The following is an 11,819-nucleotide window of genomic DNA, read 5'->3' on the forward strand; positions in this document are numbered from 1 at the left end:
ACCACATGGATGAGCTGCGAGCGGCACTCGAGGCCCGCGACTGGCGCTCTGCGCGCCGCCTCACCCAGGAGTCTGTCGGAACACCGGCGTTCGACGATGCGCTGGCCGTCCTCGCCGCCGAAGCGCGCACCGAAGGGTCGGCGGCAGAGCTGCTGATCGAGGCGCTGGACTCGTCGGGAGTGATGCGACGATTCGCCGGGGCGGCCCTGCTGGACAGCACCGCCGTCGACGATGTGGCGCAGGAGGCGCTGATCAGCGTGGCCGGCTCCATCGAGAGCTACGACGGTCGCGGAAAAGTGACCACGTGGGTGCACAGCATCGTGCGGCGGCGGGTGGTTGATCACCTGCGGCGGCAGCGTCAGGATGCACCCTTGGACGAGGACGCAGGGCCCGCAGCGCGGATCAGCTCCATGATCGCCACACGCGCCACCGTCCGCGAGGCTCTGGAGGCGCTTCCCGAGCTGTATCGGCGGCCGGTGGTCCACCGAGACCTTGAAGGGCTCAGCTACAAGGAGATCGCACAGCGCCTCGGACGAGCCGAGGGCACCGTGAAGGCTCAGATCAGCCGGGGCCGCGCAATGGTGGCGGCCCAGCTGAAGGAAGGCCTCACGGATGAGTGAGCAGGTGGGACGCTATCGCCTTGAAGAAGTGATCGGGGTGGGGTCCTTCGCCACGGTGCACCGTGCCTCAGACGATCTCCTCGGGGACACGGTGGTGGTGAAGCTGCTCGCTGAGAACCACAGCCTGAACCCTGAGATTCGGGAACGCTTCATCGGCGAGGGCCGCTACCTGCGGAAGATACGCAGTGCCGCGGTCGTCACTGTGCACGACATCGGGGAGTCAGCGCGGCAGCAGCCATATCTGGTGCTGGAATATGCCGATCGGGGCACCCTCGCCGAACGAGTCAGACGGCTCTGGTCCGACGGGTGGCGAGCATCGCCCCACGATGTGCTCGCCTTCGCGCGCCCTCTGGCGGAGGCGCTGGAGGCAGTGCACCGGGCTCAGCTCGTGCACCGCGATCTCAGCCCCGGAAACCTGCTCTTGGCCACGGCCCCCAGCGCCGACGGCGTCTCCGTGACAGGCACGTCGGAGCTTCTTCGCTCTGATGAGCGGCTGCTCCTTGCCGACCTCGGAATGTGCAAAGATCTCGCGGTCAATTCAGGTCTGACCGTCTCTGGCGGCACCGCTGGGTTCCGACCGCCGGAGCAGAACAGGCCAGGTCTGGTGGATGCGCGGGCCGATATCTGGTCCATGTCCGCCCTGCTCAACTGGCTGACCCAGCAGGCCGACCTGCCTGAGAGCTTCCATGAGGTGCTGCGTCGCAGCATGAGTTCAGATCCCTCGCAGCGGCCGGACGACGCAGCTGAGTGGCTCGCTGAGATCGAAGCAGGTCTGGCACCACCGGCCCCTGAGCTGCAAGCTCCCGCTCAAGAGCCCGCGCCGGCACCCGACGAAGGTCCTCGGCCTGCCGGCGCCCGGATCGGCCTGCGTCGTGGTGCGCTCGCCGTGTGCGCTGCGGCTCTGGCGGCGATGGTGCTGGGACTGGCCGTGGGCTGGCTCATGAGAGGCACGGGCGAGCTTCCGCAGTCCGCTGCCGGCTCGTCCCTTGAGATCGAAGGGCCCGAGGAGGCGCAGGTGGGCCGAACCGTGAGCTTCGAGGTCGAGGGGGAGGGCCTGTCCGACTGGGTCTGGCTGCTCCCCACAGGCTCATACGAGACCTCCGACGAGGAGATCTCCCTGACCCCCACCGCGCCCGGCCGTGCGGAGATTGTTGTGCGCGGCCGAGCGCAGGACGGCACAGAGCTGGAGGCCCGTCACCCCATACGCGTGGTGGAGTGACGAGCCTCCGGTTCAGCTCAGCAGGGTAGTTCAGTCGACCTTCACGACGTCGCCTGATGCGACGTCCACGTACACCTCCACGTCATTGACGAACTCGATCTCCCAGACGACCGCGCCGTTCTCAGTGTCCAAGTCGGCCTGGTCGAAGGTCGGGTCCTCGCCGGCCTCGTTCTCGGCGGTCTCGAGGGCGTCGAGGAAGCTGATCTCTGCGGACTCAGCCTTCTGCTGGTCGTCGCCGTCGAGGGTCTCCTCGTCGTAGTCCCACATGTCGAACGACTCGGGGTCGAGGTCGAACTCGTACTCCATGCTGCTGGCAAGGTCGAAGATCTCCACCTCGAAATAGCCGCCCTCATTCTCCAGCTGGCCGATCACCCCTTCTGGGTACTCTTCCGTCAGGAACTGGGCGACGGCGCGGACGTCTTCCTCCGTCTGCGCACCGTTCTCCTCAGGCGTCTCCTCATCATTCTGATCAGACGCCGCCTCGTCATCGTCGGAGCCTGACTCCGGCTCGGCTTCGGGGCTCTCCTCCGCTTGGTCGGACTCTGTCCCGTCAGCAGCAGTGTCCTCGGACGTGTCCGTCTGTGCCTCACCGTTGTCAGATGCTTCCGTGTCCTCCTCGAACTCTGCGTCACCTGGTGCGCACGCCGTCGCGAGCAGTGCACCGCTGACGAGCAGGGCAGCTGCAGCCTTGCGGGGGTTCATAGCTCGGTCGCTCATGAGTTTCTCCTTCTCATCGGAATGTGTTGACGTACGGTGAGTCGCAGCGGATCAGTGAGAAGTTGCATCATTTTCAGAGCTTTTCTGATGGACGACCGGGACGTCCTCTAAAGTGGCTGCAACTTTCTGCTCGCCCCATGCGACTGACAGGTGTCACTGCACAACAGAATGATGAAGGAGAATTCTATGAGGCCCTCCAGCACTCTCCCCAGTCGGTGACGGCGATCGCCGCTGCTGCTGTCCTGTCCCCTCAGCGCCTGCGGCCCGGATGAGGACGCCGAATTTGAAGATGAGGACAACGCCGAGCAGACCTCCGAGAATGAAGAGACCTCCGGCAGTGCCGATGAGGCGGACAGTGAGCACGATGAGCTCCCGGATGAGGAGGCATCCGACGGGGAGGACGACTCGGATGAGGGGAGCGACGCTGCTGCGCCCGGCGAATCATCCGGTCTCGTCGACCCCGAAGACGCCGCTCAGACCGTGACCTACAGCATCCCGAATCCCGACATCGACGGGGACATCACGGTTGGATTTCACCATCTGCGCGCTCGCGACGAGACGATGGAGCTGCTGCTGACCGTCACCCCGGAGTTCGGCGAGCATGGGGCCTACAACCTGTTCACCCTTCACGACGGGCGCTTCGCCGCTCGCCTGAGCGATAGGCAGAATCTCAAGCAGTACACCATCTTGGGCGCTCAGCACGGATCGCCGGGATGGGCTACGCCCGGAACGCCCGGCGAAGTCGAGATCCACGACGGTGAGACGCTTGCCTACTGGGCGAACTATCCGATCCCTGAGGACGATATCGATGTCGTGAGCATCTCGGTGCACGAGAACGCTCCTGAGATCGAGGACGTCGACATCGATTGGGGCGAGGCTGAGCCGAGCGACCTCGGCGGCGACGGCTCCGACCCCGAGGCTGACGAGGAAGGCGACATCGAGATCGAGGACGAGGCGTGATCAGCATGGGTCGGGCGCGTGCAGCACTGGCGGTCATCTCCTCAGCAGGTCTGCTCAGCAGCGGGGTCGCCCCAGCCACAGCAGCGGCCGATGAGGAACTGTACGAGCGCCCGGAGGAGGTGGACCTCAGCAGCAGCGAGTTCGCTGATTCGGTCATTCGGTACGACCCCGCCGACTCCCTGATCGTCTATGACCCGCGCGACTCGATCGAGTACTTGGGCGAGAGCGAGGGTGGTGAGGAGGACGTCATCTCGCTCGAGACCGACATTCTCTTCTCACCCATGGAGTGGGAGCTGCCAGAGCGGGCAGGATCCCGCATCGCAGACCTGGTCGAAGAGGTCCCCAATGGGGTCGAGGTGCAGGTGCACGGGCACACTGACTCGAACCCCGTGCCTGATGAGTACGACTTTGACAACCAGGGGCTCTCCGAGAACCGGGCCCAGGCGGTGGCGGATGCCCTTGAGGAGGAGCGGCCCGACCTGCAGCTGACCGTCGAGGGCTTCGGCGACGATGATCCGGTGGAGGCCGAAGATCCGGATGACCCCTCCACCTATGCCGCCAACCGCCGCGTCGAGATCCGCTACGGGGGCTGAGGGTCCTTCGACAGGTGGCGTCAACGAGGATGGGCGGCTATGGACCGGGCTGACTCGACGACGCGCAGAGCGGCGGCTGATGGGCCCCGGGGATGCTGGCGCGTCGGAGTCCTCGGCGCGTGCACTGTGACGACGGACGGCAGCGGCGGGATACTGGAACGAATGCGACCCTTGGCCCTGCTGACCCCCGCGCTGACCTGCGCGCTGCTGCTCACCTCCTGCCTCGGCGAGGGTGGAGATGTCCCCGGAGCAGGAGGTGAGGGCGCTCAGCCGGGCGACGTCGCTGCCGGGCAGTCCGAACCGACTCTGACAGCGCCCGAACCCACAGGCGAGCAGCTCGACCACGATGAAATGCGCGAAGCACTCGACACGCATGCCTCCGGCAGCATCACGGACACCGATGACTACTGGGAGCACATGCGCGATCTCAGCACCGAGCTGCAGCGCCTCTCCGTCGATCCCAACGAATGCAAGCCCTACGTGACAGCCTCCGCGCTCCCGGTGCCCTCAGCGGCGCTCGCCGCCTTCGCTGAGGACGAGGACGAGCACACCGCCGTCTACACATTCCCGGACACCGATGCGGCCCAGACCTATGTGGACAATGAGCAGCGCGCCGCGGGCCAATGCGGCGAGCACACTGTCACCCGCGAGCTCGAGGGCGGCGACATCGAGGTGACCACCGAGATCTCCGAGCTCGAGATCCTCTCCGGCGCCGACTCGCATCTTGCCCTGCAGCAGGAGATCAGCCAGGACGGCAGCAGCGAGCACCTCATCGGAGTCGTCCTGAGGCACGAGGCTCAGGTGACGGCGGTCAGCCGCCCTGTGGAGGCGCCGCTGGGTGAGAACGAGGCCGAGGAGGTCGTCGTGGAGCTCGAAGCGGCGGCTGCGACCATCCTCGAAGACCTCACCGGCGCCGATCTGGACCCCCCGGAGCCCCAGCCGGAGGACGATGAGGATGACGCGGAATGAGCCCCTGGCATTAGCACACCAGCGCGCTGGTGCTTACACTGGAATGTTGACGCCTGACCTGACCTGACTGGAGAAACCAGCTGTGCCGACTCTGCTCGAGAAAGTCCTCAAGACTGGGGAGAAGAAGATCCTCAAGCGGCTGCACGGTTATGCCGATGCCGTGAACCTGCTGGAGGACGAGTTCCGCGAGCTGTCTGACGCCGAACTGCGCGAAGAGACCGACCGCTTCCGTGAGCGCGTGGCGCAGGGCGAGACGCTTGACTCCCTGGTGCCTGAAGCCTTCGCCGCGGTGAGAGAGGCGGCCGATCGCACGCTGGGGCTGCGCCACTTCGACGTTCAGATCATGGGCGGCGCCGCCCTTCACCTGGGCAGCATTGCAGAGATGGGGACCGGTGAGGGCAAGACGCTGGTGGCCACAGCCCCGGCCTATCTCAATGCGCTGACCGGCAAAGGCGTCCACGTCATCACCGTCAACGACTACCTCGCCAAGTACCAGGCAGACCTGATGGGACGCGTCTTCCGGTTCCTGGGGATGAGCACCGGCACGATCACCAACACGATGAAGCCGGCCGCCCGCCGGGAGGCCTACGCCGCCGACATCACCTACGGCACCAACAACGAGTTCGGCTTCGACTTCCTGCGCGACAACATGGCGCAGTCGCTGGACGACCTCGTCCAGCGCGAGCACCACTACGCCATCATCGACGAGATCGACTCCATCCTGATCGATGAGGCCCGCACCCCGCTGATCATCTCCGGTGCAGCGACTGGGGACATTTCCCGCTGGTACACGGACTTCGCGAAGCTCGTGCAGCACCTCACCCTTGATGAGGACTACGAGGTTGACGAGAAGAAGCGGACCGTCGGCGTGATGGAGTCCGGCATCGACAAGGTCGAGGACTACCTGGGCATCGAGAACCTCTACGAAACCCAGAACACGACGCTCATCCAGTACCTCAACAACGCGATCCGGGCCAAAGAGCTCTACAAGAAGGACACCGACTACGTGGTTGTCGGCAACGAAGTGCACATCGTTGATGAGCACACCGGGCGCATCCTGAAGGGCCGCCGCTACAACGAAGGCCTCCACCAGGCGATCGAGGCCAAAGAGAGCGTCAAGATCAAGCCTGAGAACCAGACGCGGGCCACTGTCACCCTCCAGAACTACTTCCGTGGGTACGAGAAGATCGCGGGCATGACCGGCACGGCCGAGACCGAGGCCGGCGAGTTTATGTCGACCTACAAGCTCGGCGTGGTGCCTATCCCGCCGAACCGCCCCCGTCAGCGGCTGGACCACAACGACCTCGTCTACAAGAACGAGATCGTGAAGTTTGAAGCTGTCGTCAAAGACATCGTCGAGCGTCACGGCAAGGGTCAGCCCATCCTGGTCGGCACCGAGTCGGTGGAGAAGTCCGAGTACCTGTCCAAGCAGCTGGCCAAGCTCGGCATTCGCCACGAGGTGCTCAACGCGAAGAATCACGAACGGGAAGCTGCGATCGTGGCGCAGGCGGGTCGCCGCGGAGCGGTCACGGTCGCCACCAACATGGCCGGCCGAGGCACCGACATCATCCTCGGCGGAAACGCCGAGTTCAATGCAGTCCAGGAGATGCAGAGCCGCGGTCTGGACCCGGAGGAGCACGCCGAAGAGTACGAGGCCACGTGGAACGAGGTCTTCGACGCCGCCAAGGCCGCGACCAAGGTCGAGGCGGAGGAAGTGCGTGCTCTGGGCGGCCTCTACGTGCTGGGCACGGAGCGCCACCAGTCCCGGCGGATCGACAACCAGCTGCGCGGACGCTCAGGGCGTCAGGGCGACCCGGGCGAGTCGCGGTTCTACATCTCATTGACGGACGATCTGATGCGCCTGTTCAACCAGGCGGCCGCACAGCGGATCATGAACTCCTCAGCAATGGACGAGGAGACGCCCGTGGAGCACAAGATGGTGTCCTCAGCCATCGCCAATGCTCAGCAGCAGCGTGAGTCGCAGAACACGGAGCAGCGCAAGAACGTGCTGAAGTACGACGACGTCATGAATCGTCAGCGTGAGGCGATCTACTCCGATCGCCGGAGAATCCTCGAGGGCGACGACGTCCACGAGAAGGTGCAGCATTTCATCGAGGACGCTGTCGCTCTGGTGGTCGACGAGAAGACTGTCTCCTCATCCCCTGAGGACTGGGACCTCGAAGGACTCTGGGAGGAGGTGGCCAACCTCTACCCGATCTCTCTGGAGATCGAAGACCTCGTTGAGGACGCCGGCGGGCTGGACCAGATCAGTGCGAAGAAGCTCAAGCGTGAGATCACCTCGGACGCAAAGATCGCCTACGAGCAGAAGGAGGAGGAGATCGGGTCGGACCCGCTCCGCGCGCTGGAGCGCCGAGTGATGCTCTCAGTGATCGATGAGAAGTGGCAGGAGCACCTCTACGAGATGGACTACCTGAAGTCAGGCATCGGCCTGCGGTCCATGGCCCAGCGCGACCCGCTGGTGGAGTACCAGCGTGAGGGGTACCTGCTGTTCCAGGGAATGGCCGACCAGATTCGCGAAGAGGCTGTCCGCAAGCTCTTCGCCGCAGAGGTCACCGCTGTGGCACCACCCGCCCAGAAGGTCTCGCTCCCGGGAATCAAGGACGGCCGCGGTGCTGCCGCCGGCACTCAGATCCGGCTTCCCGGCGCTCGTGACGCCAGAGGTCAGGCCTGAGTCACCCCATCTCCATAGCGGTCACCTGCCAGCGGCGTCGGTGCGCCTCCAGACGCAGCGCGCAGGCGCGCACCCGACGCGCGTCGGCGAAGACGACGGAGACCTCCCAGATCCCCGGCCGCACGCGACAGGGTCTGACCGACAGGAACTGAAGGCGTGCCGAATGGGATCCGCCTCCCGCACGCATGTGTGCGACAAGATCAGCGCGCGCCACAATCTTTTCGTAGACCGAAGGGGCAAGCCAGCGCTCCATCTGGTGGGCGGGCCTCAGCCCTGCGAACGTCTCCAGGGCTGCTTGGCAGACGACCTTGGACATGGCCTGAATCTGGCGGCTCTCTTCGGCCTCTGAGGCGAGCTCTGTGGGGCGACGTCCGTCCGACTCCCCGTCGGGAAGCATCGTTGGATCGTCGTATCCCATAGCTCTCAGCAGTCGAGGCACTTCGGCCTCGCGGCGGAGCCTGAATCGCCGAACACTGCGGCGTGTCAGCGTGATGGTGTCCTGTGAATCCGCCGGTGCGGCGGTCATAGCACGTGTCATGTGTTCCGTTCCTTTTCTCGAGTCAGACGCTGCTGGGGGCCGCTTCAGGGCCCCAGAGGGCGTCAGGAGGGTGAGGGGCCGTGGTGCGTTTCAGCAGGGCGTCGCAGCACAGTGCCTGGGCGAAGCCTGCCCGGGTGCTGGCCGATCACGTCCCTGTTTCCCTCATACCAGCGCGGCCATTCGGCAGCGATCTCCCAGGGCGCCGCTCGCTGCCCCAGATGCTCCGCAGCGATGGTCCACAGCGAATCGCCGGGTCTGACCACGACTTCGCCCTCCTGGTCCTCCCTGATGGGGAGTCCTGCATGCCGCGCGGATCCCCCGCCGGGATCCTGCGGTCTGAACCGGCCCTCCATGAGTCCCCCTCATTAACCGTTCATTTGATGACGTTTGATGCTTTGACGTCTCGCTAGAGCATACACAGAATCGAATGGCGCGTGAATGCCGTGCTAGCTTCACGTCATTCAGAGAGGGGAGAGCACGTGCGTTGGGATGCGCTGTTCGAAGATTTGGAGGCCCAGCTGGCGGCGGAGCGTCACCAGGGCCTGGAGCTTGAAGCTGAGGAGGAGTCGGAGCTTCAGCTGCGGCGGATGAGCTTGGCTGAGCGGCTGCGGGCACACCGCGGGGAGTCGGTCAGGCTGCAGCTCTCGGGAGTGGGTGCGGTGCACCTGGTGATCGGAGCCGTGGGCGATGACTGGCTCTTCGGGCTGGCCGGCGCGCAGAGCTGCCTGGTGACGCTGAAGGCCGTGGTCTCCGTGGAGGGTCTGGGGGCGAGATCCTGCACGGAGACTGACGGCTCGCACTCGGCTTTGGGACTGCGGAGGGTGCTGACGGGTCTGGTCCGTGACCGGACCGAGGTGAGCGTGCACACTGCGGGGGGTGAAGCCGCACGAGGGCTGCTGGCGTCAGTGGGCGCGGACCACATCGACGTGCTTCAGGGTGAGCCTGAACTGCGGCGAACCTCACGGCGCACTGTGCCCCTGGACGCGGTCCTGCTGCTTCGGAGCGAAGCCGCGGCGTTCATCGAGCGCTAGGCGGCGTCAGCCGCATGCTGCGTGCTCCGCGCAGAGCCGGCGGCCTGAGAGTGTTCAGCTGCTCGGGTCTGCCGCTGCAGCTCATACTGCCGGTCGATGTACTCGTCGAGCTTGGCCTCTTCGACTCGCCATTGCCCCCGCCCTCCGATCTGGATGCCCTCAATGTCGCCTGAGCGGATGAGGGACCGAGTCTGGGACATCGAGATGTTCAGCGCCTCTGCCACATCGGGAAGTGTGAGGAATCTGCGCACAGATGATCTCCTGACGTCGCATTTGATGATGTTTCGTTCAAGTGTGGCATCTTCGGTGCCCCTGAGCTAGTCTTTGGCCGACCCGGTGAGCTGGACGGAGCCGCCGGGGAGCAGGAGTGACGGCCTGCGGAACGGTTTCTTCATCTCTGCGCGGAGGGCGCTATGACTTTTCACACTGACAGCTCTGCATACCCGGATTCGGATTCGGCAGAATCGACGGCACGACGCATGAAGCCCCCATCGTGGAAGGACCCGCGGCTGATCGTCGGGACGCTGCTGGTGGCGGCTTCAGTGGGCGGTGTGGTGGCCCTCGTTGCGGAGCAGAATCGGACAGCCCCGGCCTATGCGGCTGCGAGGGCGCTCGCTGTGGGTGAGGAGATCACCGAGGACGATCTGGTCACGGTCGATGTGCAGCTGGGGGAGGGATCAGGCAAGTATCTGCTCCCCGGCGAGCGGACGCTGGAAGGGATGGTCATCAGCCGTGTGGAGGAGGGGGAGTTCATTCCGCTGAGCTCGCTGGCTGCAAGCGATCCTGAAGGACGGCAGCCAGTGACGGTCGAGATTGAGCACGAGCTTCCGCGCGCGCTCAGCGCCGGCAGGGCCGCGGAGGTCTGGGGATCCGCCGCGGGAGGCTACGGCGAGGATGGGGAGGTGTCCCGACTCGTGGCCTCGGCGGAGCTCGCAGACGTCAGGGCGCGCGAGTCTGCCTTCGGCACACAGTCGGCGACCACCGTTGAGCTGCTGGTGGATGCGGACGACGTTCCCGGAATCCTTCAGGCCGTCAGCGACGGTCACCAGATCTCGCTGCTGCCCGCCCAGCCGGCCGTTGAGTCCGACGCAGACAATACGGGGGAGAGCCGGTGAAGCCGCGCTGCTCGGTGCTGACGACCGGCAGGCTCGACATCGACCACGTCGCGGCGCTGGAGGCCCTTCAGGGCCCGGTGACGATCGATCGGCGGTGCGAAGCGCCGGCCGAGCTGCTCGCAACGGCTCGGCACACGCAGGCCGACGCTGCTCTGCTCATCGGTCAGCCGGAGATCATCACGGGCTCCTTTGTCGAGCAGCTGCGAGGGTGCGGCCTGCGAGTGGTGGTGATCACGGATCTGTTGGCGGAGCGGGAGCGGCTGCGCCTGCTGGGCGTCCGCAGCCTGCCCGACGACGTCCCGGCCGAGACGCTTGCGCAGGCTCTGCAGGAGGAGGGTCGGACTCAGGCGGAGCACACCTCGGGAGGGGAGGTTCTGCGCAGCGCTGCACCGGGCGCGGTCGAAGGCTGGGGACTGTCCTCAGCGTCTGGCGACCCGATGCCCAAACTGCCCCCGCCTCCTCGTTCCCGCGGATCCCAGGAGATTCCGAAGGACACCGGTGCGGTGCCCCGCGGCATCACTGCGGTGTGGGGCCCGCACGGGGCCCCGGGCCGCACGACGACGGCCATCAGCATCGCGTCCGAACTCGCGATCGCAGGAGCTCAGGTTCTGCTGGTGGACGCTGACAGCTGGTCCGCCTCGGCAGCGGCTCACCTGGGCCTGCTGGAGGAGTCGGCCGGGCTCGCGCAGGCATGCCGAGCCGCCGATCGGGGAACCCTGGACGGCCCTGGGCTCGTCAGACTGGCTCAGACGGTTCGAACCGCGGGAAGCTCGTGGGATGTTCTGACTGGGCTGCCGCGGCCGGAGCGCTGGGCGGAGCTTCGTCCTCGAGCGGTCGAACGCGTGCTCCATCTGGCGGCAGCCCGCTACAGCCACGTCATCATCGATGTGGCTGCCCCCTTGGAACACAACGAGGAGATCAGCTTCGGCACCTCGGCACCGCAGAGAAACTCTGCGGCCGTGAGCAGCCTCAGCGCTGCCGATCAGGTGATCCTCGTCGGCGCCCCGGACCCTGTGGGCTTCTCCAGGCTGGTTCGGTCGCTGGGCGACTACGCCGAGGCGGTCCCCGACGGCGTTGCACCGAAGGTCGTGATCAATCAGCTCCGAGGCGAGGTGGTGGGCCGCTCCCCGCAGCGCCGCATCGCTGAGGCGTGGGCACGGTATGGGGGAGGGCAGGTCGGTGCGCCCGCCATCGAGGCCTACCTGCCCTATGACCGCTCAGCCTGCGACACTGCCCTGCGCCACGGCCAGGTGCTGGCCGAATGCGCCGAGCATTCGGAGCTTCGCCGGGCCTTCGCAGCTCTGGTCGGCGTCACTGTTCCGCGTCGTCGTCGCTGGGGTCTGAAGAAGTGAGATAGTGAGGCCT

Annotated in this window: 13 protein-coding genes; 9 read left to right on the forward strand and 4 right to left on the reverse strand. The window is 65.8% G+C overall.

Annotation, left to right across the window (positions count from 1 at the left end; genetic code table 11):
• Positions 1-5 precede the first annotated feature (5 nt).
• Positions 6-620, forward strand: coding sequence for an RNA polymerase sigma factor (locus FS388_RS09450; protein ID WP_146341189.1), 615 nt, complete (start codon positions 6-8; stop codon positions 618-620).
• Positions 613-1,839 (forward strand): serine/threonine-protein kinase, encoded by a 1,227-nt coding sequence (locus FS388_RS09455; protein WP_146341190.1) that lies wholly within the window; start codon positions 613-615, stop codon positions 1,837-1,839. Before FS388_RS09450 ends, FS388_RS09455 begins: the two co-directional genes overlap by 8 nt.
• Before the next feature lie 30 nt (positions 1,840-1,869).
• Here FS388_RS09455 and FS388_RS09460 read toward each other — a convergent pair whose 3' ends face one another.
• Positions 1,870-2,556 (reverse strand): PepSY domain-containing protein, encoded by a 687-nt coding sequence (locus tag FS388_RS09460; protein ID WP_146341191.1) that lies wholly within the window; start codon positions 2,554-2,556, stop codon positions 1,870-1,872.
• Between the two features lie 480 nt (positions 2,557-3,036).
• Between FS388_RS09460 and FS388_RS09465 the strand changes: the two genes are divergently transcribed.
• From FS388_RS09465 to secA, 4 genes are all read left to right on the forward strand, one after another.
• Positions 3,037-3,516 (forward strand): hypothetical protein, encoded by a 480-nt coding sequence (locus tag FS388_RS09465; RefSeq protein WP_146341192.1) that lies wholly within the window; start codon positions 3,037-3,039, stop codon positions 3,514-3,516.
• A 5-nt stretch (positions 3,517-3,521) separates the two neighbouring features.
• On the forward strand, positions 3,522-4,109 hold the full coding sequence (locus FS388_RS09470) for an OmpA family protein (protein WP_246836365.1): 588 nt from the start codon (positions 3,522-3,524) through the stop codon (positions 4,107-4,109).
• A 162-nt stretch (positions 4,110-4,271) separates the two neighbouring features.
• Positions 4,272-5,078, forward strand: a complete 807-nt coding sequence (locus FS388_RS09475) for a hypothetical protein (RefSeq protein WP_146341194.1) — start codon at positions 4,272-4,274, stop codon at positions 5,076-5,078.
• Between the two features lie 82 nt (positions 5,079-5,160).
• Positions 5,161-7,770, forward strand: coding sequence for a preprotein translocase subunit SecA (gene secA / locus FS388_RS09480; RefSeq protein WP_146341195.1), 2,610 nt, complete (start codon positions 5,161-5,163; stop codon positions 7,768-7,770).
• Between the two features lies 1 nt (position 7,771).
• On the opposite strand, the gene FS388_RS09485 is transcribed toward secA, so the two are convergent.
• A complete protein-coding gene (locus FS388_RS09485; RefSeq protein ID WP_146341196.1) occupies positions 7,772-8,308 on the reverse strand; it encodes an Rv3235 family protein in 537 nt (178 codons plus the stop codon).
• A 62-nt stretch (positions 8,309-8,370) separates the two neighbouring features.
• The gene (locus FS388_RS09490; RefSeq protein ID WP_146341197.1) at positions 8,371-8,661 is read right to left on the reverse strand and encodes a LysM peptidoglycan-binding domain-containing protein; all 291 of its coding nucleotides are present in this window, start codon (positions 8,659-8,661) and stop codon (positions 8,371-8,373) included.
• A 126-nt stretch (positions 8,662-8,787) separates the two neighbouring features.
• On the opposite strand from FS388_RS09490, the gene FS388_RS09495 reads away from it, so the two are divergent.
• Entirely contained in the window at positions 8,788-9,339 is a 552-nt protein-coding gene (locus FS388_RS09495; protein ID WP_146341198.1) for a hypothetical protein, read from the forward strand.
• On the opposite strand, the gene FS388_RS09500 is transcribed toward FS388_RS09495, so the two are convergent.
• A complete protein-coding gene (locus FS388_RS09500; RefSeq protein WP_168198674.1) occupies positions 9,336-9,590 on the reverse strand; it encodes a helix-turn-helix domain-containing protein in 255 nt (84 codons plus the stop codon). The two genes, FS388_RS09495 and FS388_RS09500, sit on opposite strands and share 4 nt — an antisense overlap.
• A gap of 162 nt (positions 9,591-9,752) precedes the next feature.
• Between FS388_RS09500 and FS388_RS09505 the strand changes: the two genes are divergently transcribed.
• Both FS388_RS09505 and FS388_RS09510 read left to right on the forward strand, forming a co-directional pair.
• Positions 9,753-10,454, forward strand: a complete 702-nt coding sequence (locus FS388_RS09505; RefSeq protein WP_146341199.1) for a hypothetical protein — start codon at positions 9,753-9,755, stop codon at positions 10,452-10,454.
• Positions 10,451-11,806 (forward strand): chromosome partitioning protein, encoded by a 1,356-nt coding sequence (locus FS388_RS09510; protein ID WP_146341200.1) that lies wholly within the window; start codon positions 10,451-10,453, stop codon positions 11,804-11,806. The genes FS388_RS09505 and FS388_RS09510 overlap by 4 nt, the downstream gene beginning before the upstream one ends.
• Positions 11,807-11,819: the final 13 nt, after the last annotated feature.

It is taken from the genome of Nesterenkonia sp. NBAIMH1 (assembly GCF_007922635.1).
Lineage (GTDB): Bacteria > Actinomycetota > Actinomycetes > Actinomycetales > Micrococcaceae > Nesterenkonia > Nesterenkonia pannonica.